Origin of the sequence: Streptomyces lichenis (assembly GCF_023218175.1) — a bacterium.
Lineage (GTDB): Bacteria > Actinomycetota > Actinomycetes > Streptomycetales > Streptomycetaceae > Streptomyces > Streptomyces lichenis.
The window spans coordinates 357,835-378,274 of sequence record NZ_JALPTH010000001.1 but is presented as its reverse complement, the minus strand read 5'-3'; the positions used below and the strand labels follow the sequence as shown (position 1 = coordinate 378,274).

The window sequence follows — 20,440 nt, the reverse complement described above, 5'->3', positions numbered from 1 at the left end:
CCTGCTGTTCGGTGGGTGAGGGCGGGGTGCGGCGGCATGTCCGGCGGCGCTGGGCGGGGTGCGGCGGGCCGTTGAGACAATCGCGGTGTGAACGTTTCCAGCAGGACCGTGGAGGCCGCATGAGGGCGGCCGTTCGGCGGATGGCCGCGCCCCTGGCCGTACTGCTGCTCCTGGTCGGGTGCGGCGAGAGCGCGCACCGACCGGATCCGAAGACCCTCACCGTGTGGATGTACCCGGTCATCGCGGATCGTGTGGCCGACGAGAGGTTCTGGGACGGGATCGCCCGGGACTTCGAGCGGACGCACCCCGGTGTGCGGCTCACCGTGTCACACCGGCCGTGGGCCGACCGGGACCGGAAGCTGGCCGAGGCGTTCGCCGAGGGCACCGGCCCGGACGTGGTGCTGCTCACGCCGGACCAGGTGGCGGGCTTCGAGGCGGACGGCTCCATCCGGCCGGTGGACGAGGCGGTACGGGGGCGGGTGTTCCGGTCGGCGGCCCGCGCCGCGCTCACCCGGCGGGGCCGGCTCTTCGGGGCGCCCGTCTACCAGACCGTCACCGCCACCATCTACAACACCAGGCTGCTGGCCGAGGCCGGGGTCGCCAGTCCGCCGGCCACCTGGGAGGAGATCCTGGCCGCCGCCCCGAAGCTCCGGCGCCGGGGTGTGGCGGTGCTCGACTTCTCGGCCTCCGACGAGGCCACGGCCAACCTGAACTACTACCCGCTGCTCTGGCAGGCGGGCGGCCGGGTGTTCTCCGAGGACGGCACCCGCACCGCCTTCGCCGGCCCGGCCGGGGTACGGGCGCTCACCTTCCTGGCCAGGCTCTACCAGGCCGGCGGCATCCCCGAGTCGGGGCTGCGGAACACCAATCTGCTGGCCGGCCAGGCGCTGGGCGAGCAGCGGGCCGCCATGGGCTACTCGGTGGTGCTGGCCGACGCCGACCTGGCGGCGAGGCTGTGGGGGCGGGAGAACGTCCAGGTCGGCTCGCCGTTGAGGGGTCCGGAGCGGGAGGTGGCCTTCGGTATCCCGGGTTCGCTGTCCGTCAACGCGGCCTCCGCCGTCCCGGACACCGCCGACGCGTTCCTCTCCTTCATGACCGAGCGGGAGCAGGTGAAGTCGCTGGGCCGGGCGAGCGGTTACCTCTCGCCGCTGGAAGAGGTGGAGGTGCCGAACGCCTCGCCGTACACCAAGCAGTACCGCACCGCGCTTGCCAGCGTCTTCCCCGGCGAGCCGCACCCGGAAGCCCGGGGCGTGATGCGGCTGCTCGGCCCGGAGATCAGGGCCGCGATGACCGGCCGCAAGTCTCCGCAGCGGGCCCTGGACGACGCCGCCGCGGCGGCCGACCGGCTGCTGCGGGAGCGCCGCGCCGCTCCGGCCCCCTGAGAGCCGCCGCGCCGCGGGGCGCCGTGCGGCGGAGGGTCAGGGCCGGGTCCCGGAGGTGTCGACCACCTCGGTCCGAAGCCGGGTGGCGGTGGCGACCACGGTGCCCTCGCGCACGAAGGGGCCGCCGGAACTCCCGCCGCCCACGCGGTAGTCGACGCCCGCCACATAGCGGACGCCCCGGTAGGCGAAGGTGTCCGGGTCCAGCAGCACCTGGAGGGCGTTGCGCTCGTCCGAGTAGTCCCGCGCGTAGCCGTCCACGCCGAGCGCCAGTGCGGGACGGCCCGCTCCGTCGGTCACCCGGACCGGCGCGGTCGCCCCTGCCAGTCCCGCGACGAGGTCCCGGAGCAGGACCGCCTTGCCGTCCGCGATGTCGGAGGCCCCGGCCATCAGCTCGACGATCTTGCTGAAGTCGCGTTGGGCGGCGGTGGACCGCCCGGCTCCGACGAGTTGGTCCGGCACCGACCGGGCCCGGATCATCCGCAGGGCGGCCGCCCGGTCCGCGGGCAGGTCCGCGACCAGCCGGTCCGAGGCGTCGGGGGAGAGCATCTGCCAACCGCCCTGGTAGCGGCCCTCCCACACGTCCACGTCACCCGGACGGCCGGAGGGCCCGGCGGGCATGGCCAGCGCTCCGCCGTCGTAGCGCACCCACTTGTCCCGGCGCACCTGACGCGCGGGCTCGGCGCGGCAGCGGGGCGCGGCGGGGCCGAGGTCGAACGGGCCCACCTCGCTGAAGCCGGAGGTGCTCGCTCCCGAGGCGCAGTCCCAGGTGTCCCACCGGACCTCCTGGTACACCCACCGGTGTGCCTGCGGCACCGGGGTCGCGGGGTCGGCCGGCGCGCCGGCGGACCGGAGGGGCAGGGCGCAGAGGAACGCCACGACCGACACGGCGGCGGCCGTCGCCAGGGAAGTCAGCCACCAGCCGGCGTTCCGGCGGCGCGGCTGATGGCTGTCCAGCCTCTGCTGCAGCCGCCTCCGGGCGGAGGCGAGCCGCGCGGGATCGGGGTCCGGCGCCTCCGCCCTGAACCGCCGCAGCCGCGCCATCTCATCCACCTTCGACCACTCCTCGGAAACCCCACACGAGGGCGGGGTCGGATTCACCCAGGGCCTCCCGCAGCTTTCTGCGGGCCCGGTGGAGGCGTGAGCGTACGGTGCCGACGGGTATGCGCAAGGCCTCGGCCACCTCCGCGTAGCCCAGCTCGGACCAGGCGACCAGCAGCAGCACATGCCGGTCCCCCGGCGACAGGTCCGCGAGCGCGGCGGCCAGTGCGGCGTTCGCCGACTGGGCGGTGACCCGGTTGTCCGCCCGGTCGGTCCACGAGTCGGCGACCGGGTCGTGCCCGCACCGGGCCAGGGCGCGCAGTCCCCGTACCTCGGCCCGGCGCTGCTTGCCGATCAGGTTGGCGGCGATGCCGTACAGCCAGGGCAGCGCGCTCGGACGGTCCAGGTCGTAGCGGCGGCGCATCCGGAAGGCGGCCAGGAAGGTGTCGGCGGTGATGTCCTCGGCGGCGTCCTCCCCCAGCCGGCGCGCAGCGTACCGGTGGATCTCGGCGGCGTACCGCTGGAACAGCTCGCCGAACAGCTCCGGTCGCGTCAGCGAACCGGCGATCACCGAGGCGTCGTCGGCCTGGCCGGGGGGCCCGTTCACATCATCTCCGTCTGGACCGCGAGGACATTGTTCGGCCGCACCCCCCACTTGCCCGGTGGTCCTCCCCCGGGTGGGGTGCGACACCCCTCCTTACCCGAAGCCCCCGACGGGGTTCACGGCAGCACCCGGTCATCCGACGTGACCACCGTCACCCCCTGGACCGCGAACCCGTCCGGGGGGTGCGGGTGAAGACAGGTGCCGGACCGCCGACCAGGGCCCGGTACGCGGCAGCCGCCGTGGACACGTGGGACGGCCCGAGGGGGCCAGGGGGGCTGGGACCGGTATGGATGACGCGCGGGAGGGGATCACCCGGCGTATGACGAGCGCCCTGCTCGCCCTGCTGGTGGTCGCGGCGGCGCTGGTCGCCGCCCAACCCGCCGGGGCCGCCGCGGCACTGCCTGGAGGGAAGGCCCACTGGGTGGTCGCGGTGGGCGGTCTGGACACGTCCGCCAAGACCAACTTCCGCAACTGGGTGCGGATCGGCTACTACACCTTCGCCCCCGACTCCACGGTCACCACCAGCTTCTGGAACTGGAACCAGCGGGACCAGCCGATGCGCGCCGACACCATGGAGGCCGACTGCGGAGGGACGGTGCCCCGCTGCCCCATCCGTACGGTGGAGGGCTTCACCGGTGCTCCCAGCGGCGGCTTCCGAGGTAGCTACACCTACGCCTCCGACGGCCGGCTGACCGTGACCTGGACCGGTGACGAGGCGGGCAACCCACTCGCAGAGCCCCTGACCGAGCACTGGACCGTCGAGGGGGCACTGGCCGGCGGCACCGCCGCGCGCATGCTCAGCCCCACGTTCTACGGCCCGGTGCTGACCGAGCGGGTGCCGGTGCCGGCACCGGGCGCCTTCTCCAGCTACACGGCCACCTTCGGCATCGGCTACGGCAGCAACGCCGCGCTCGACCGGGAGAGCCGCGCCGCCATGAAGGACCTGGTGACCGACGCGCGCTACAACTCCCGGACGTACAAAGGCGCGTTCGTGGTCGCCAAGGGAAACGGGGACCGGAAGACCGGCGTCGTGGGACGCGAACAGACCGGCGGCGACTGGTCCTTCGGTGGCCCGCAGGGCTGGCGGCTGTGCGGAAGCGCCCCGTGCATGGGGTACCTCCAGCATCCCACCGGCTGCGACGACCCGTTGAACAAGAACCGCGTCCGCTATCTGGCCGAGGTCGGGGGCGGCCGGCGCAACACCGAGGAGTACTGGTGCCAGGGGCTGGCCCAGAAGGCCACGTGCTACCCGTACAACTCGCATCCCCGCCCCCTCCTCCAGGTGGTCGACGACGCCGGCCGCTTCCAGGGCTGGGTGGGCGCCGAGGCGTTCACCGAGGTGGACACCCGCACCAACAGGCCCACCGGGACCTGGGCCGCCGGCTACTGGGGCGTCTTCGACATGGTCTCCGCCGATCTGAAACCCCGGCTCCCCGTGGACCAGAAGCCCCCGGCCGGCCGCTGACCACGCGCTGACCACTCACTGACCATTCACCGAGCGCTCGCCGCCCACCCGCTGTCCGTCTTCAGCCCGGACGCGGAACAGGCGGCGGAGCCGAACCGCACACGGGTCGACTTGTCGACCCCGAAACCCTCGCCACACCCGACAGAGAGAAGGAAACCCATGCGCACCTCCACGTTCTCCGCCGGACTGCTCGCCGCCGTCGCGGCCGCGTCCCTCTTCGCCGCCCCCTCGGCCCATGCCGCGGGCGAGGTGAACACCTTCACCCTCTCCTACGGCGCGGCCACGCTCACCGGCACCAACACCTGGAGCAACCGCACCGTCACCACCGAGGGCGTCAACTACGTCCCCCAGGGCGCCGGAAGCTGCCGGCGGGTGATCGCCCGGGCCTACGACGCGAACAGCACCACCCTGGCCGAGGCCAGCAGCAGCTGGAAGTGCTCGGCCGGCAAGCACCCGTACGGGACGGAGCTGGCCACCCAGGTCCCCGGCGGACCGGCGTTCGTCGGGTTCGCGTGGCAGCAGAAGCCGTCCGCGACCTCGCCCGACACGCAGGCCACCTATCTCGGAGAGGTCTTCTGCACCCGTAACAGCGGTTGCAGCTGACCCGCGCCCGCACACCCCACCCCGTTCACCCGTCTCGGAAGGCACTCCCATGAGGAAGCCGGGTCTCGCCCTCAGCACCTTCACCGCCGCCGTCGCGGCCACCGTCCTGGCCGTCGGACCGGCCCACGCCACCTCGGACCCCAGCTATTTCACCCTGTCCTACGGCGCCGCCACGGTGACCGGCACCAACACCTGGACCAACCGCACCGTCATCACCGAGGGGGTCAACTACGTCCCCGAGGGGGCCGGTAGCTGCCGCCGCGTGTACGCCGAGGCCCGGGACAGCCAGGGCCGCACGCTCGCCGCGGCGAGCAGCAGCTGGAAGTGCTCGGCCGGCAAGCACGCCTACAAGACGACCCTGGACACCAAGGTCGCCGGCGGCCCCGCCTACGTCTGGTTCAACCTCCAGCAGAAGGCCACCGCCACCACGCCCGACTCCGAGCGCGACGGCCTCGTGGGCATCTTCTGCTACCCCGGCGGCTGCGACGACGGCACGCACTGACCGTACGAGCGACAATCCGCATATCGGCCGCGCCGTCCGGGATCGTGGACGGCGCGGCCCTGGAACTCCTGGAGTCAGCGAAGTGGGCGGGAACGCGGGACAGCCACGGGCGCGGTGGTGGGAGCGGGGTGCGGCGGCCCTGCTGGGGTTCGTCGTGCTGACCGCCTCCGCCGTCTTCTCGGTCGTCGGCTCGGCGGGTGCGGCGCAGGCCGCCCCGGCGCCGCCCGGCGGGAAGCGGAACTGGGTCGTCTCGGTCGGCGGTCTCGCCACCGGCTCCCAGCCGGAGGACGAGGACAACTGGGTGCGGCTCGGGTACTACCGGTTCGCCGCCGACGGGACGGTCACCACCGATTTCTGGTACTGGACCGAGAAGGCGAACCCGATGCGTGAGGACGCCATGCGGGCGGACTGCGGGGCGCCTGAGGTGCCCAACTGCTCGGTGCGCACGGTCGCGGGCTTCCGCGGCGCCCCGGCCGGCTCGTACACCGGCGTCTACGACTCCACCGCCGACGGCCGGCTCAGGGTGACCTGGACCGGGGGCGCGTCGGTGGGACGACCCTCGGGCCGGGCGCTCACCGAATACTGGAACGTGCAGAGCGGCCTGGCCTCCGGCGGCGTCGCGCGGATCACCAGCCCGACCTACTACGGCAGGACGACCTCGGTGACCATGCCGGGTGACGAGGACCCGTTCTCCGACTACGGCGCGACCTTCGGCGTCGGCTACGGCAGCAACCACTCGCTGGACAGCGGCAGCCGGGTGGGCGTGGACACCCTGCTCACCGACCCCGCGTACAGCACCCAGATGTACAAGGGCGCCTATGTGCGGGCCGCGGGCGCGGGCGTCGGCCGGGAGGGCACCGGCGGCGACTGGACGTTCAGCCGCATCGGCGGCACCAACGACAAGCCCTGGCGCCGATGCGCCTCCGGTGCCTGCATGGGCTTCCTCCAGCAGGGCGCGGGCACCTGCCGCAAGGCGTGGCAGGACCAGGACGCCCCGGCCACCCGGGTGCGCTACATCGGCGAGGTGGGCGACGGGCGGCGCAACACCGAGGAGTACTGGTGCCAGGGCCTGGCGGGCAAGCCCGTGGACGGCAAGTGCTACCTCCACAACTCCCATCCGCGGCCGATGCTCCAGGTCATCGACGACGCCGGCCGCTTCCAGGGCTGGGTCGGCGCCGAGGCGTTCACCCACGTCAAGACCGACACCGGCAAGCCCAGCAACGACTGGAACGGCTACTACTACGGCGTCTTCGACATGGTGTCGGTCCCCGCGCTGAAACCCGTACTGGTCGAGCCGCCCGACCCGCCCGAGTCCACCGACTTCACGGTGTCCCACGGCGCCAGTACCGCCACCGGCAAGCTGACCTGGCTCAACCGGTCTGTCACCTTCGAGACCGACAACAAGGTGGTCAGCGGCTGCCGCAAGCTGCTGATGCGGGCCACCGGGGCGGACGGCTCGACCCAGGACCGCTCCTCCAGTCCGCTGTGCACGGCCACCACCCGGGCCTGGGACGACCTCTTCGACTTCTCCACCGTCCCCGGCGGCGTGACCAGGGTCGACATCACCTATCTGGCTTCCGGCAACGGGACCGACCCCTATGTGGCCAAGGATGCCGAGGTGTGCACCCGCACCCGCTGCGTCAACGGCCCCCCGCCCGCATAGCCGCCGGTCGCCCGGGACCTGGCCGGCTTCCGGTGGCCCATGGCGCCGGCACGGCCACCGGCGAACCGAGAGGTGAGACGCGGCAGACCCGCCGCTCAGCGGGTCAGGGAGTGAACACCTGATCGAGTCGGTCGATGGCGCCGTCGGCGCCGAGGTGGTACTCGAACACCAGCCCGCTGTCGGGGTGCGCGTCCAGCCAGTCGATGAACTCCTGGACCCCGATGGGCTGGTTCTCCGTGCTCTCCACGATCGGGGTCGTCACCGTGATCTGGGCGGCCTGGTCGAGCGGCTGCCAGATCTCCTTGCCGACCGTCTCGAAGGGCGGCCCGTCGGAGTCCGGCTCGGGGCAGCCCCAGTTGCCGTACTTGACGATCAGGCTGAGGCTCCCTCCCTCGGGGGTGTAGCGGTAGACGGCGAGCTCGTCGGGTGAGATCGGCATCTTGTGGTCGCAGCCGTCGTCCGCCCCACCGCCGCCTCCGCCTCCGCCCTTGGCCGAGGGTGAGGGTGTGACCGAGCCGACCGGCTTGGCCGCCGCGGTCGGCGTGGCGGCCGGCGGGGCCGCGGTGGTGTCGTCGACGTCGGGCGAAGGCGTGCCGGTGGGCGTGGCACCGGTGGCGGCGTCCGCCGTGGGAGAGGCTCCGGCGCCGGGTGCGGTGGATGCCGGCTGCGTGCTCGGGCTTCCCGCCGCTCCCGCGTCGTCCCCCTCGCAGCCGGTCAGCGCCAGCACCATGACACCGGCCAGGCACGTACCGGCCACCGCCGTCCACGCCCCGCGCGGTCTCGGCCGCGCCGCCGTCCCGGTTCTCGTCCTGCTGTCTGCCATGACGGGTCCCCCCCCTTGGCGGGCCCGCTCCCCAGCCGGCCCTCGTTGCGCATGATGTTCGCGGCAGAGGACGCGTTTCGGCCAGTGGCAGGTTCGCGTCCGGAGGGGTCTTTGCGTACTCGTGACGTACGCCCGCCATCCTCACCCCGGCGTCGTCCCCGCCCGCCAGACGGCGACCTCCGGCAGGGCCCGGCGCCCGCGGAGACCCCGAGCACAGAGGGGTCGGCGAGCGGGTTGCGGACGGTCGCCCGCAGGGTGGTGCCGACGACGGCGAGCCCCGCGCCGACGGCGGCGGCCAGCAGGACGCGCGGCAGCCGCAGGCTCCACACGATCTGGTCGTCCATGGTGCCGGCGGGCGTCCCGAGGCCGGTCAGATGGTCGGCGAGGACCTTGACGACGGTCCCCAGCGGCACACTGACCGACCCCACCGACACGGCCGCGCAGACCGTGACCAGGAGGAGGACGAGCGGCGGCGGTGCGATGACGGAGAGGGGGCCCGCCTGACCTCCGGGAGCCGGGGAGAGACCGGCGATGACACCCTCACGCCCGGGCTGGAAGACTCACCGCTCGGCGTCCGATGTCCCGGCGTGCCCAAAGACGGCAGAAGTGAGGTCATATGAGCGAGACCGAGGTCATCACCGCACCGAGCCCCCTCACCCTGCCCGACGGCCGGCCCGCCGCGGCGGCGTGGTCGCTGGACCCGGCGCTGCGGCATCTGAACCACGGCTCGTTCGGGGCGGTCCCGCTGGTGGCGCAGGAGCGGCAGAACGCGCTGCGGGCGGAGATGGAGCGCGCCCCGGTGGTGTGGTTCCCGGCGCTGCCGCAGCGGCTGGCCGCCACCCGCGTCCCGCTCGCGGCCTTCCTCCGCACCTCCCCCGACTCCCTCGCCCTGGTGCCGAACGCCAGCGCCGGCATCAGCGTCGTCCTCGCCGCCCTGCCGCACCGCCCCGGCGGGGAGGTCGTGGTCACCGACCACGGCTACGGGGCCGTCACCCTGGGCGCCGAACGGCTCGCGCGGCGCTGGGGCGGCCGGGTACGCACGGCCAGGGTGCCGCTGGACGCCGACGAACAGCAGGCGTACGAGGCGGTGGTGGCCGAGTGGAGTGAGGACACCGGCCTGGTCGTGGTGGACCAGATCACCTCGCCGACGGCCCGCCGGATGCCGGTGGACCTGATCGGCGCGGAGGCGCGGCGGCGCGGTATCCCGTTCCTCGTGGACGCCGCGCACTCCCCCGGCCTGATCGCCGCCCCGCTGGCCGGTGTTCCGGCCGACTTCTGGGTCGGCAACCTCCACAAGTGGGGCTGCGCCCCGCGCGGCACCGCGGCCTTGATAGCCCAGGGCCCCCTGGCCGAGCGCCTCCACCCGCTGATCGACTCCTGGGGCGCGGCCGACCCCTACCCCGACCGCTTCGACCAGCAGGGCACGGTGGACGCCACGTCCTGTCTGGCGGCGCCCACGGCGCTGGACTTCATCGAGCGGTCCTGGGGCTGGGAGACGGCCCGCCGCTATATGGACGACCTGGCCTGCTACGCCGAGCGGATCCTCACCGCCGCGTTCACCGAGGCGGCCTCGGCCGGCGGCCCCGTCGACGCCGGTACGCCCGTCCCGGGCATGCGGCTGGTCCGGCTGCCCGCCGGTCTCGGCGCGACCCGCGTCGAGGCCGACGCCCTGCGCGACCGGGTCGCCCGCGAACTGGGCGTGGAGGCGGCCTTCACCAGCTTCGGCGGCACCGGCTATCTGCGGCTCTCCGCCCATGTCTACAACACCCCGGACGACTACGAGCACTTCGCCGAGAGGTGTGTGCCCGTTCTCGTCGCGTGGGCCCGTGCGGCCCATCCAGCCTGACGGCCCCGGGGTGAGTGCGGGGTCCCACGATTCCGCCGAACCCCGCGCCCCTGGTCTCGCGTCCTTGCCCGCGGAAGCCCCGGTACGCCCGGGGGCCCGTACGCGACCGAGGAGCGGCACCATTCACGTACCGGAGAACCACGTACCGGAGACTCACGTACCGGAGACTCACGTACCCGGGACTCACGTACCGGAGACCCGCACACCGGCGTCCGTTCCACCCGGTGGAAGCACTCGGCTGCGCCGGCGCGCGGCTCTGCGCCCGGCCCTGCTCGGCGGCGCCGTGGGGGTGCTGCTCACCTCCGTCGTGATGGCGGTGCTGTGGTGGCCGTGGTCCGAGGTGGCGTACCGCAGCACCGCTCCCGCGTCCGTGGCCTACGAGGACGGCTCCCCGCACCACCTGGGGCTGGTCCATGAGTGGACGCTGTCCGGGCGGCACTCGTACACCCTGGTGATCGGCAGGGACCCCGGGCTGTCGTACGGGCACCGGCTGGACGTCGACCCGGAGATGGCCGGGCAGGGGGTGGCGTCCACCGCGTGGACGGAGGAGGGGGTGCGCGTCCGCTTCCCCGCGGGCCATGAGCTCCTGGTCCCGGCGCGGTTCTTCCTGCACGGCCGGTGAGGCGGCCCACAGGCTCGCGGGCTCCCAAGAAGGTTAAGTTAGGCTAGCCTTCGTTGGCATGGCGAAGATCCGTCGGCTGACGCCGCAGCACCCCGGGATGTTCCGCGCACGTGTCCTGCGCGGAGAGCGTGTGACCCCCTCCATGCACCGCCTGACCGTCACCGGGGAGGATCTCGCCGGGTTCCCGTGGCAGGGCTTCGACCACTGGTTCCGGCTCTTCCTCCAGCTCCCCCATCAACAGCGGCTCCGGCTGCCGGAGTTCACCGGCGACCGGTGGTGGCAGCCGTATCTGGCCATCCCCGAGGCCGAGCGGCCGCACTGCGCCAACTACTCGGTGGCCGACTTCCGGCCGGAGTCGGCCGAGTTGGACATCGACTTCGTGGTGCACCGCGACCACACCGGTGAGATCGAGGGCCGGGCGGCCGTCTGGGCCTGCCGCGCCCGTCCCGGCGACGCGCTCGCCGTCCTCGACCAGGGCATCCTGTTCGACTGCCCGTCCGACGCCTCCGAGGTCATCGTCGTGGCCGACGAGACCGGTCTGCCCGCCGCGGTCAACATCCTGCGCTCCCTGCCGCGCGGGACCGTGGGGCGGCTCATCCAGGAGGTGCCCACCGCGGACGACCGGCGCGCACTGGACGCCCCGGCCGGGATGGCCGTCTCCTGGGTCGTCCGCGAGGACGCCGGATCCGTCCCCGGCACCGCCGCGCTCCACGAACTCCTGCGGCTCCGCTCCGCCGACGGCGCGGGGTACGCCTTCGTCGTCGGCGAGTCCACCCTGGCCACCGAGGGCCGCAGGCATCTGCACCGGCTGGGTCTGCCCAAGGAGCGGATCACCTTCTCGGGCTTCTGGAAGCACGAGACGGCGCGGGCCGCCTGAGCGAAGCGAGCGGAGACCGCGGTCGGTGGCGGGAGAGCCGCCTCCGCGGCCCTGTCGCGAGCCCACGGTCCGCTCGCGCCAAAGGAGTTGATCGGCGAACGGAGGTTGATAGGGTCGACGACGACATCGCGTGCCGGTCACCGTCCGGGTGAGGCATGGAGGTGTCAGGAGATGCCCTCGGAGGCATTCCTTGCCAGTCGAACTGAACCACACCATCGTGCACGCCCGGGACAACCGCGAATCCGCGGAGTTCTTCACCGAGCTGCTCGGCCTGAAAGTCACCAGCGAATGGGGCCCCTTCATCGCCGTCGCCCTCGGCAACGGTGTGACCCTGGACTTCGCCACCGTCCCCGCGGACAAGATCACCATGCAGCACTACGCCTTCCTCGTCTCCGAGGAGGAATTCGACGCGGCGTACGCGAAGATCGAGCAGCGCGGGATCGAGCACTGGGCCGACCCCCGGCAGACGCAGCCCGGCACCATCAACCGCAACGACGGCGGCCGCGGCGTGTACTTCCTGGACCCGGCGGGTCATGCGCTGGAGCTCATCACCGTGCCGTACGGCGGCTGGGCCTCGTAGCGGCGCCACTGCTCCTTGTACGGCCGAGGGCCGCACCCCGTGGTGGGGTGCGGCCCTCGGCCGTTGTTTCCTGACACCCGGACCCGCTCGGGGGTCAGGCCTGCGGGGCGGTGCGGCGGCCGGTGGTGGAGGCGAAGCCCAGCCAGGTGTGGCGGTTGTTCCACCAGCACCAGCCGACCTTGGGGGCGTTGCGCCGCTCGCGGCCGTCCCGACCGGTGCCATTGCTGATCCAGATCGCCGGGGTGCGGGCGTCGTACGAGCCGTTCGCCTTGCGCAGCCGGGAGCCGATGGTCATGAAGCAGTGGTTGCGGGCGAGGACGTCCGGTGTCTGGAGCAGCCAGTGGATTCCCTCGGTGAGCAGCAGCGGGGTGCGGCCCTCGCCGGTGAGCGCGGGCAGGGCCTCGTCGGGGCTCCAGTCGGACATGCGGTCGCCGCGGTCGACGCCGTCGACGAGGTAGAGCGGGCTGTCGGGCAGCTCGACACCGTACGGGGTGAAGAGGTCGACGTCGGGCATGTCGGTGACCACGAAGCCGGGTCGGTCGGCGTGGCGCAGCAGGGGCGCGAGGGCCGAGGCGGGGGCGGCGGCCGGGTGGACGGCGAGCAGGGCGCCCTCGGCTCCGGTGCCGGCGGTGTCACCGGCGGCTCTGGCGGCTCTGGCGGCGAAGTCGCGCACCTCGTCGGCGGACAGCCCGGCCGGCTCGGGTACGCCGAGCCGGATCAGCTGTTCCGCCTGGTCGCTGAGGGACGGGAGAGCGGGTACGGCGGGCGCCGCGGTGCCGGTGTCCGGCATGGTGGGCCTCGTTTCGCTTGCTGGTAGGAGAATATGCCGTTCAGAGGCCCTGGGGTGAGGTGAAGACCCGGTCGGGGTCGTAGGTCCGCTTGATCTTCGCGAGGCGGGCGGCGTTGGCGCCGTAGTAGGCCTGGCGCCAGTCCTTGAGGGCGGGGTCGGTGTAGTTCTGGTAGGCGCCGCCGCTCGCCCAGGGCCGCATCGCGGCATGGGTGCTGTCCAGCCAGGAGCGGTGCGCGGCGACGGTGGCGGCGGAGGCGTTGTCGGGCCAGGAGACGATGTACTGGGCGAGGAAGCGGGCGTCGCGGTGGACGAAGGCGGTGCTCTGGGCGCCGACCCGGTTGACCGCCCCGCCCAGTGCGTCCAGGGCGATGCTTCCGGAGCCGCCGCCGCGGAGTTTGGCGAGGGCCTCGACGCGGGCGATGAGGGCCTGGACGCCGCGGGCCGGGATCTCGCGGGTGTAGAAGTCGGAGCGGGCGGCGTACGACTCGCGGGCGACGGTGCCCTGGCGGGTGCGGCCCGGCAGGGTGCCCCGCTGGTGGGCCTGGGCGATGGTGCGGCCGGAGACCCCGCCCATGGTCTTCATGGCGTCCATGAAGGTGTGCGGCTTCACCGAGACGCCGGTGGCGGGGGCGCCCACCCGGTCGGCGAAGCGGTCGAGCTGGTTCATCAGGGTGGAGCGGGGCTCCAGACTCAGACCGCCCACCCGTACCTTGCCGGGGCGGCCGCCGACCGGGGCGGCGAGATGGAGGTTGGCCCAGATGCCGTCGGGCGCGGAGGGCGCCCAGCGCTGCCACTCGCGGACCACGGCGGCCGCCCGGGACCAGGGCCAGGAGAGGAAGAAGGTGGTGCAGGAGGGCAGGGCGTGGGTGCGCAGGTCGAGGGAGGTGACCACGCCGAAGTTGCCGTTGCCCGCGCCGCGCAGGGCCCAGAAGAGGTCCGGGTCGTGGGTGGCGTCCACCGTGCGCAGCCGGCCGTCCGGGGTGACGATCCGGGCGGCGCTGATGTGGTCGGAGGTCAGCCCCCAGGCCCGGGCGACGACACCGATGCCGCCGCCGAGCGCCAGCCCGGAGACCCCCACGGTGGGGCAGGACCCGGCCGGCAGCGCCCTCTTGTGGGCGGTCAACCGGTCGTATACGTCGATGAGTTTGGCGCCCGCGCCGACGGTGGCCGTGGTCCCGGAGAGGGTGACCTTCGCCATCCGCTGTACGTCGATGACCAGACGGTCCTTGCCGCTGGACCAGCCGGCGTAGGAGTGGCCGCCGCTGCGTATCGCCACCGGTATGGCGTGCTTGCGGGCGAAGGCGAGCGCGGTGCGGACGTCGTCCGGCCCGGCGCAGTAGGCCACTCCGGCCGGACGGACCGTGTCGAAGCGCGGGTTGAACAGCACCCGGGCCGCGTCGTAGTCGTGGTCGCCGGGCCGGATCAGGCTGCCGTCCAGCTCCTTGCCGAAGGCGGTCCAGGCGCTCTTGGGCGCGCTGCCGCCGGCCGCGTGCGCGGTGCCGCCGGGCAGGGCCGCACCGGTGGCCGCGACCGCCGCCCCGAGGCCGGCCCGCAGCACTCCGCGCCGGGCGGGGCTCCGCCGTACACCCGTCGTCTCCAGGGTCATCGCGCCTCTTCCTTCCGTCCGTCGGATGCGGGTGGGGGCGGGGTCGATCCCCCGGCCGCCCGGCAAGGGGGAGGATGCGGACGGGGGGTGCGGGGTTGCCCGGGGGCGGGTGGGGGAATCGGGCGGAATGTGTGGCGGCGGGGGGGGCGGCGGCTGAGCTCGCGTCAGGTGCTGGTCGAGGATGGCTGGTCCGGGCCCCTTGGGGCGGGGTGAGCCCGGCCGGGGGCCGCTCCGGGCCGAGGCCGCAGCAAGGCCGTGTCGAGGCCGCACCGAGGCACCATCGCCTTCACCCAGGGGGCTGACTTCGGCCGGTCCGGGGCCGGATACCGTCTTGCGCTCCATGGGCTGAGCGGAATGATCGAATCCGCCGTACCCGGCGGCCGCCGGCCCGCTAGGCTGCGGGATCATGCACCGGACCGTCGATGAACGAGACGCGCACGCACGGGAGTTGGCGCGTGCGCGCGTGCGGCTCGGGTACCGGGCGCTCGGCCTGCCCGCCTGCCGGAAGGAGGCGGGGCCGGTGTGCGGCGCCGTGGGCGCCTCGGGGCGGGCCTTCCCCACGATCATCCCTGCGAGGACCCGATGACCGAGCTGATCTGGACGATCGCCGCCCTGGTGGCGGCGGTGGCCAGCGTGGCGGCCGCGCTGTACCAGCGCCGGGCGGCGCGGCGCGAGCGGCGGCGGGCGGACCGGTTGGAAGGGCAGGCCCGGGACCTGGGCGGGCAGTTGCGGGCCGCCGAGCAGTTCATCGGCCATCTCGCCGGCACCGCCGTCCCGGCCGCCGCCACCGCGGCCCAGCACGGCCAGGAGCACCGGGTGGAGCTTCCGGTGCCGCCGCAGTTGGTGAACACCCCGCTGGCGACCGGGCTCGGGGTGCTGGCCGAGCAACTGGGCGGCGCGGTGGCGGCGGTGGGGCGGCACGCCCGCGCGGACACCGAGCAGCGGCTCGGGCTGGCCCGGCAGGAGGCCGAGGAGCGGATCGCCGCGGCGCGGCGGGAGTCGGTGGACGTGGCGCGCGCCGCGGTGCGCAGCTTCGCCTCCAGCACCGTGCAGCGTGCGGCGAAGCTGAGCACTCGGATCAGTGCCGGGGTGCGCCGCCATGTGTCGGACGAGGCCTATGTGACGCTGGTGGAGATCGACCATCTGGCGCAGCAGATGCTGCTGACGGCCTCCGGGTACGCGGTGCTCTCCGGCGACAAGCTGTCGCGCCGCTGGCCGACCACCACGCTGACCGATGTGGTGCGTTCGGCCATGGGGCGGGTCGAGGGGTACGAGCGGGTCCAGCACCCGGACATGGACACCCTGTCGGTGGAGAGCCGGGCGGTGGAGGCGGTGGTGCACGCCCTGGCGGTGCTGCTGGACAACGCCCTGCGCTACTCGCCGCCCAACGCCCGGGTCCATGTGTCCCTGGAGCACGGGCACAACGCGGCGTTCCTGATCGTGGACGACGCCGGGCTGCGGATGGAGGACGAGCGGCTGACCTGGGCGCGCGAGGTGATGTCCGGTGTCCAGCGGGACGACATCACCCGGCTGGGCGCGTATCCGCAGACCGGTCTGCGGGTGGCGTCGGTGCTCGCGGAGGACTACGGCTTCCGGGTCGATGTCACGGCGCCGAACATCTACGGCGGTACCCGCGCGGTGATCGTGCTGCCGCCGGCCCTGCTGACCACCCCGGCCCCGGCGCGCCCGGCCACCGCGGCGGCGGTCCGCGCGGTGCCGACCGCCCGCCGGGAGGCTCCGGAGCCGGTGGCCGCGGCCTCCACCACGGCGAGCGGGCTGACCATCCGGCGGCGCACCGCGCGCCCCGCCCCGGCCCGCCGGGCGCTGCCCGCCGCGGACGCGGTGGAGCCGGGCAGCCCCGGGATGGCGGCCGCCTGGCTGGCGGGCACCCGCAGCGGCCGGGAGAACGCGGCCCCGGCCGACGGCCCGAAGGACCCGGCAGGCGGGCGGGCGGACCACGCGGCCGGCGCGCCTCCCGAGCAGCCGAGCACCCCCCGTACGCCCTCTGCGCCCCGGATGAACGAAGGACACTGATCATGTCGGACACCCACTCCAACACCCTGGGCTGGCTGCTGGACGAGCAGCTGGGCTCCGTCGAGGGGGTCAGGTACGCCGTGCTGATGAGCGGCGACGGGCTGCTGAAGGCCCGGACCCGGACGATCGGCCAGGAGGACGGCGAGAAACTGGCCGCCCTGACCGCCTCGCTGCGGGCCGCGGGCCGGGCGTGGGACGAGTTCACCGGCGGTGCCGGGGTGCGGCAGCAGCTGATCGAGTGCGTGGGGAACGTCGGTCTCACCACGGCGGCCGGGCAGAACACCATGCTGTCCGTCTGCACCACCGGCCCGCACGCGGACATCGGGCTGATCGGCCGCCATATGGCGGAGCTGGCGGTGCGGCTGGGTGAGCAGTTGGGCACCGGCCAGCGGCATACGGACCGGAGCACCGCGGTATGACCGGGCCGCGGCGCGATCCGGACATGGTCCGGCCCTATGTGCGGACCGGCGGGCAGATACGGCCCCGGGCCGACGTACGGCTGGAGAGCGTGGTCATCGCGGCCAACGGCCCCACCGGGGCGCTGGCCGCCGACGCCCGCCTGGTGATGCGGCTGTTCGCGCCGGGGGACGGTGACCCCGGCGGCGGTGGCCCCCGGGGCGGCGGTCTCGCGGTGGCGGACATCGCCGCCGCGCTGGAGATGCCGCCGTCCACCGTGCGGATCCTGGTCTCCTCGCTGATGGACAGCGGCCATCTGACCAGCCCGCCGTCCGCCCTGCCCGACGAGCCCGCGTCCGATGTGCTTCAGGAGGTGCTCCGTGGTCTTCGGGAACTGGTCTGACCCGTCGGCGGATCCCGGCCGGCCGGTCGCCTATGTGCCCGCCTCGGTGCGGCGGTCCGCCAAGATCGTGGTGGCCGGCGGCTTCGGGGTGGGCAAGACGACCCTGATCGGCAGTGTGTCGGAGGTGGCGCCGCTGCGGATGGAGGAGCCCATCACCGAGGAGAGCACCGGGGTGGACGATCTGCGGGGCACCCCGGGGAAGACCACGACCACGGTGGGCATGGACTTCGGCCGGATCCATCTGGCCGGCGGCTCGCTGGCGCTGTACCTGTTCGGGCTGCCCGGCCAGATCCGCTTCCGGCCGCTGTGGGAGGACCTCACCGAGGGGGCGCTGGGCTGCCTGGTGCTGGCCGACACCCGGAACCTGGACGCCTGCCACGGGGCGCTGACCCTGCTGGAGGAGCGGGGGACCCCGTACGCGGTGGCGATCAACACCTTCCCGGACGCCCCGGCCCACCCGGACGCCGAGCTGCGCGAGGCCCTGGCCCTCGATCCGGCGACCCCGCTGACCCGGTGCGACGCCCGGGACCGCGCCTCCTCGCTGTACGCCCTGATCACGCTCGCGGAGTACCTGACCACCCGCCCCGCGGCCACCCATCTGGACCCCCTGGAGTCCCTGCGATGATCCCCACGAGTCCGGAGCCCGCCCCGGACCCGGCTCCCTCCCCCACCGCGGACCGTTTCCCGCTCTACACCCCGGAGTTCGCCGCCGACCCGCATGGGGCGTACGAGCGGATGCGGCGGGTGTACGGCCCGCTGGTGCCCGTCGAGCTCTCCCCCGACGTCCCGGCGACCCTGGTGATCGGCTACGCGCAGGCCCGCCGGGTCCTCAACGACCCGCTGCGCTTCCCCGCCGACCCCCGGGTCTGGGAGCAGCAGGTGCCGGCCTCCTGCCCGGTGCGGCCGATGATGGAGTGGCGGCCCAACGCGCTGCGCAGCGGCGGCACCGAGCACGCCCGCTACCGCGCCCCCAACACCGCGGCGCTGGACGCGGTGGACCAGCACGAGCTGCGGTCCCTGGTGGAGAAGATCGCCGCCGAGGCGATCACGGAGCTGCGGGCGGCGGGCCGGGCCGATCTGCTCGACCGCTACGCGCGGCCGATCGCCTTCCGGGTGCTGAGCACCCTGCTGGGCTGCCCGGACGAGATCGGGGCCCGGATCGCCGACGGCATGGCGCGGATCTTCGAGGCCACCGACGCCGAGCGGGGCAACCTGATCCTCGGCCAGGCCGTCCAGGACCTGGTCACCCTGCGCCGGCACCGGCCCGCCGACGATGTCACCTCCCGGATGCTGGCGCACCCCGCCGGGCTGACCGACGAGGAGATGGCCCATCAGCTGGTGACCCTGTACGGGGCCGGGATCGAGCCGCTGACCCAGCTCATCGGCAACACCTGTCTGAAGATCCTCACCGACGAGGACTTCTCCGGGGCCCTGCACGCCGGGCAGTCCACCGTCCGGGACGCCCTGGACACCGTGCTCTACACCGACCCGCCGATGGCCAACTACTGCATCAGCTACCCGCCGTTCCCGGTGGACCTGGACGGGGTGCTGCTGCCGCCGCACCAGCCGGTGCTGATCTCCATGGCCGCCTGCAACAACGATCCCGAGCTCACCCGCGGGCTGCCGCCGGACGCGATCTCCGGCAACCGGGCCCATCTGGCCTGGAGCATCGGGCCGCACAGCTGCCCGGCCCGCTCGCACGCCTATCTGATCGCGGAGACCGCCATCAGCCACCTTCTGGACGCCCTGCCGGAGATCGACCTCGCCGTCCCGGCCGGTGAACTGCGCTGGCGGCCCGGCCCCTTCCACCGCGCGCTGGAGTCCCTGCCGGTGGCCCTCCCGGCCGCCCGCTGAGCCCGCCGCCCCTTTCTTCCCTCCGTCCTCCGTCCGTCCTCGAAGGAGCCCACCGTGTCCGAGCAGTCGACCGTCCTCCTCCTCGACCCCAGCGGGTCAGACCACCACACCGAGCACCGGACACTGCGCGCCCAGGGTGCGGCCACCCGGGTGGACGTCCTGGGGGTGCCCGCCTGGTCCGTCTCGGACCCGGTGCTCCTCAAGCGGTTGCTGACCAGTGCGGAGGTCTCCAAGGACGCCCGGGCGCACTGGCCGGAGTTCGCCCAGGCCGTCACCACCTGGCCGCTGGCCCTGTGGGTGGCGGTGAGCAACATGTTCACCGCCTACGGGGCCGACCACCGCAGGCTGCGGCGGATGGTCGCGCCGGCGTTCAGCGCCCGCCGGGTCGCCGCGTTGCAGGAGTCGGTGGAGTCCATCGTCACCGAGCTGGTGGACCGGCTGGCCGCCGTACCCGCCGGAGAGACCGTCGACCTCCGCGAACGGCTCGCCTACCCGCTGCCGATCGCGGTCATCGGCCGGCTGATGGGCGTGCCCGACGAGCGGCGCGAGGGCTTCCGGGCGGTGGTCGACGGGGTCTTCGACACCACGCTGACCGCCGAGCAGGCCGAGGCCAACACCGCCGCCCTGTACGGGGCACTGGACCAGCTGGTGGAGGCCAAGCGCGCCGAGCCGGGCGACGACATGACCAGTCTGCTGATCGGCGCCCGGGACGAGGAGGGCGACGGCAGCGCGCTGTCCGACGCGGAGCTGCGCGACACCCTGCTGCTGATGATCAGCGCCGGGTACGAGACCACCGTCAACGTCATCGACCAGGCCGTGGTGCTGCTGCTGACCCACCCCGAGCAGCTGGCCGCCCTGCGGGCCGGGCGCGCCGACTGGAACGACGTGGTGGAGGAGACCCTGCGGCACGAACCGGCGGTGAAGCACCTGCCGATGCGGTTCGCGGTCACCGACATCCCGCTGCCGGACGGGCGGTTCATCGCCAAGGGCGAGGCCATCCTCGCCTCCTACGCGGCGGCCAACCGGCACCCCGACTGGCACGGTCCGTCCGCCGACACCTTCGACATCACCCGGGTGACCAAGGACCATCTGGCCTTCGGCCACGGTGTGCACTTCTGCCTGGGCGCCCCGCTGGCCCGCCTGGAGGTGGTCACCGCCCTGCGCTCGCTCTTCGACCGCTTCCCCGCCATCGAGCTGGCCGTCCGCCCCGACGAACTGCTGCCCGTGCCCTCGCTCATCAGCAACGGCCACCGGACGGTGCCGGTACGCCTCACGCCCGCCTAGGTCGTACCGGTCTCGGGTAGGTGGTGATCACCTGCCGGCGCCAACGGGAGTACGCCGGAACAGCGATC

The 20,440-nt window shown here is 73.7% G+C and carries 21 protein-coding genes; 15 read left to right on the top strand and 6 right to left on the bottom strand.

The window, feature by feature from the left end; genetic code table 11:
• The first annotated feature begins 119 nt into the window (after positions 1–119).
• Entirely contained in the window at positions 120–1,382 is a 1,263-nt protein-coding gene (locus tag M1O15_RS01545; protein ID WP_248631301.1) for an extracellular solute-binding protein, read from the top strand.
• A 36-nt stretch (positions 1,383–1,418) separates the two neighbouring features.
• Here M1O15_RS01545 and M1O15_RS01540 read toward each other — a convergent pair whose 3' ends face one another.
• The gene (locus M1O15_RS01540) at positions 1,419–2,432 is read right to left on the bottom strand and encodes a hypothetical protein (protein ID WP_248631300.1); all 1,014 of its coding nucleotides are present in this window, start codon (positions 2,430–2,432) and stop codon (positions 1,419–1,421) included.
• Positions 2,425–3,027 carry an RNA polymerase sigma factor gene (locus tag M1O15_RS01535; protein WP_248631299.1) on the bottom strand — a complete coding sequence of 201 codons (603 nt, stop codon included), beginning with the start codon at positions 3,025–3,027 and terminating at the stop codon, positions 2,425–2,427. The genes M1O15_RS01540 and M1O15_RS01535 overlap by 8 nt, the downstream gene beginning before the upstream one ends.
• 316 nt (positions 3,028–3,343) lie before the next feature.
• On the opposite strand from M1O15_RS01535, the gene M1O15_RS01530 reads away from it, so the two are divergent.
• From M1O15_RS01530 to M1O15_RS01515, 4 genes are all read left to right on the top strand, one after another.
• Complete coding sequence (locus M1O15_RS01530) at positions 3,344–4,489, top strand: hypothetical protein (protein WP_248631298.1); 1,146 nt, start codon at positions 3,344–3,346, stop codon at positions 4,487–4,489.
• A 159-nt stretch (positions 4,490–4,648) separates the two neighbouring features.
• Positions 4,649–5,092 carry a hypothetical protein gene (locus M1O15_RS01525; protein ID WP_248631297.1) on the top strand — a complete coding sequence of 148 codons (444 nt, stop codon included), beginning with the start codon at positions 4,649–4,651 and terminating at the stop codon, positions 5,090–5,092.
• A gap of 49 nt (positions 5,093–5,141) precedes the next feature.
• The gene (locus tag M1O15_RS01520; protein WP_248631296.1) at positions 5,142–5,594 is read left to right on the top strand and encodes a hypothetical protein; all 453 of its coding nucleotides are present in this window, start codon (positions 5,142–5,144) and stop codon (positions 5,592–5,594) included.
• Between the two features lie 82 nt (positions 5,595–5,676).
• Positions 5,677–7,257 (top strand): hypothetical protein, encoded by a 1,581-nt coding sequence (locus M1O15_RS01515; protein ID WP_248631295.1) that lies wholly within the window; start codon positions 5,677–5,679, stop codon positions 7,255–7,257.
• 103 nt (positions 7,258–7,360) lie between these two features.
• On the opposite strand, the gene M1O15_RS01510 is transcribed toward M1O15_RS01515, so the two are convergent.
• Entirely contained in the window at positions 7,361–8,080 is a 720-nt protein-coding gene (locus tag M1O15_RS01510; protein WP_248631294.1) for a hypothetical protein, read from the bottom strand.
• Positions 7,972–8,535, bottom strand: a complete 564-nt coding sequence (locus M1O15_RS01505) for an iron chelate uptake ABC transporter family permease subunit (RefSeq protein WP_282576148.1) — start codon at positions 8,533–8,535, stop codon at positions 7,972–7,974. The genes M1O15_RS01510 and M1O15_RS01505 overlap by 109 nt, the downstream gene beginning before the upstream one ends.
• Before the next feature lie 161 nt (positions 8,536–8,696).
• Between M1O15_RS01505 and M1O15_RS01500 the strand changes: the two genes are divergently transcribed.
• The 4 genes from M1O15_RS01500 (at position 8,697) to M1O15_RS01485 (ending at position 12,005) form a co-directional block, all read left to right on the top strand.
• Entirely contained in the window at positions 8,697–9,926 is a 1,230-nt protein-coding gene (locus tag M1O15_RS01500; protein ID WP_248631293.1) for an aminotransferase class V-fold PLP-dependent enzyme, read from the top strand.
• Positions 9,927–10,215: 289 nt separating this feature from the next.
• Entirely contained in the window at positions 10,216–10,548 is a 333-nt protein-coding gene (locus tag M1O15_RS01495) for a hypothetical protein (protein WP_248631292.1), read from the top strand.
• 58 nt (positions 10,549–10,606) lie between these two features.
• Positions 10,607–11,425: a siderophore-interacting protein gene (locus M1O15_RS01490; protein ID WP_248631291.1), complete on the top strand. Its 819-nt coding sequence runs from the start codon at positions 10,607–10,609 to the stop codon at positions 11,423–11,425.
• A gap of 190 nt (positions 11,426–11,615) precedes the next feature.
• The gene (locus M1O15_RS01485) at positions 11,616–12,005 is read left to right on the top strand and encodes a VOC family protein (RefSeq protein ID WP_248631290.1); all 390 of its coding nucleotides are present in this window, start codon (positions 11,616–11,618) and stop codon (positions 12,003–12,005) included.
• Between the two features lie 94 nt (positions 12,006–12,099).
• Here M1O15_RS01485 and M1O15_RS01480 read toward each other — a convergent pair whose 3' ends face one another.
• Both M1O15_RS01480 and M1O15_RS01475 read right to left on the bottom strand, forming a co-directional pair.
• Positions 12,100–12,795, bottom strand: a complete 696-nt coding sequence (locus tag M1O15_RS01480; protein WP_248631289.1) for a DUF5701 family protein — start codon at positions 12,793–12,795, stop codon at positions 12,100–12,102.
• Between the two features lie 40 nt (positions 12,796–12,835).
• Positions 12,836–14,401 carry an FAD-binding oxidoreductase gene (locus tag M1O15_RS01475; protein ID WP_248631288.1) on the bottom strand — a complete coding sequence of 522 codons (1,566 nt, stop codon included), beginning with the start codon at positions 14,399–14,401 and terminating at the stop codon, positions 12,836–12,838.
• Between the two features lie 582 nt (positions 14,402–14,983).
• On the opposite strand from M1O15_RS01475, the gene M1O15_RS01470 reads away from it, so the two are divergent.
• From M1O15_RS01470 to M1O15_RS01445, 6 genes are read left to right on the top strand one after another with little or no spacing between them, the layout of a single operon-like run.
• On the top strand, positions 14,984–16,435 hold the full coding sequence (locus M1O15_RS01470) for an ATP-binding protein (RefSeq protein ID WP_248631287.1): 1,452 nt from the start codon (positions 14,984–14,986) through the stop codon (positions 16,433–16,435).
• A 2-nt stretch (positions 16,436–16,437) separates the two neighbouring features.
• A complete protein-coding gene (locus tag M1O15_RS01465; protein WP_248631286.1) occupies positions 16,438–16,854 on the top strand; it encodes a roadblock/LC7 domain-containing protein in 417 nt (138 codons plus the stop codon).
• Positions 16,851–17,234, top strand: a complete 384-nt coding sequence (locus M1O15_RS01460; RefSeq protein WP_248631285.1) for a DUF742 domain-containing protein — start codon at positions 16,851–16,853, stop codon at positions 17,232–17,234. The genes M1O15_RS01465 and M1O15_RS01460 overlap by 4 nt, the downstream gene beginning before the upstream one ends.
• Entirely contained in the window at positions 17,212–17,859 is a 648-nt protein-coding gene (locus tag M1O15_RS01455; protein WP_248631284.1) for a GTP-binding protein, read from the top strand. Before M1O15_RS01460 ends, M1O15_RS01455 begins: the two co-directional genes overlap by 23 nt.
• Positions 17,856–19,088: a cytochrome P450 gene (locus M1O15_RS01450; protein ID WP_248631283.1), complete on the top strand. Its 1,233-nt coding sequence runs from the start codon at positions 17,856–17,858 to the stop codon at positions 19,086–19,088. Before M1O15_RS01455 ends, M1O15_RS01450 begins: the two co-directional genes overlap by 4 nt.
• Positions 19,089–19,142: 54 nt before the next feature.
• The gene (locus M1O15_RS01445) at positions 19,143–20,372 is read left to right on the top strand and encodes a cytochrome P450 family protein (RefSeq protein ID WP_248631282.1); all 1,230 of its coding nucleotides are present in this window, start codon (positions 19,143–19,145) and stop codon (positions 20,370–20,372) included.
• Positions 20,373–20,440: the final 68 nt, after the last annotated feature.

What these genes read in the sequence shown, in the direction of transcription:
- M1O15_RS01545 (WP_248631301.1), top strand. Translation starts at nt 120, where the DNA reads ATGAGGGCGGCCGTTCGGCGGATGGCCGCGCCCCTGGCCGTACTGCTG.
- M1O15_RS01530 (WP_248631298.1), top strand. Translation starts at nt 3,344, where the DNA reads ATGACGAGCGCCCTGCTCGCCCTGCTGGTGGTCGCGGCGGCGCTGGTC.
- M1O15_RS01525 (WP_248631297.1), top strand. Translation starts at nt 4,649, where the DNA reads ATGCGCACCTCCACGTTCTCCGCCGGACTGCTCGCCGCCGTCGCGGCC.
- M1O15_RS01520 (WP_248631296.1), top strand. Translation starts at nt 5,142, where the DNA reads ATGAGGAAGCCGGGTCTCGCCCTCAGCACCTTCACCGCCGCCGTCGCG.
- M1O15_RS01510 (WP_248631294.1), bottom strand. Translation starts at nt 8,080, where the DNA reads ATGGCAGACAGCAGGACGAGAACCGGGACGGCGGCGCGGCCGAGACCG.
- M1O15_RS01500 (WP_248631293.1), top strand. Translation starts at nt 8,697, where the DNA reads ATGAGCGAGACCGAGGTCATCACCGCACCGAGCCCCCTCACCCTGCCC.
- M1O15_RS01490 (WP_248631291.1), top strand. Translation starts at nt 10,607, where the DNA reads ATGGCGAAGATCCGTCGGCTGACGCCGCAGCACCCCGGGATGTTCCGC.
- M1O15_RS01480 (WP_248631289.1), bottom strand. Translation starts at nt 12,795, where the DNA reads ATGCCGGACACCGGCACCGCGGCGCCCGCCGTACCCGCTCTCCCGTCC.
- M1O15_RS01475 (WP_248631288.1), bottom strand. Translation starts at nt 14,401, where the DNA reads ATGACCCTGGAGACGACGGGTGTACGGCGGAGCCCCGCCCGGCGCGGA.
- M1O15_RS01470 (WP_248631287.1), top strand. Translation starts at nt 14,984, where the DNA reads ATGACCGAGCTGATCTGGACGATCGCCGCCCTGGTGGCGGCGGTGGCC.
- M1O15_RS01465 (WP_248631286.1), top strand. Translation starts at nt 16,438, where the DNA reads ATGTCGGACACCCACTCCAACACCCTGGGCTGGCTGCTGGACGAGCAG.
- M1O15_RS01460 (WP_248631285.1), top strand. Translation starts at nt 16,851, where the DNA reads ATGACCGGGCCGCGGCGCGATCCGGACATGGTCCGGCCCTATGTGCGG.
- M1O15_RS01450 (WP_248631283.1), top strand. Translation starts at nt 17,856, where the DNA reads ATGATCCCCACGAGTCCGGAGCCCGCCCCGGACCCGGCTCCCTCCCCC.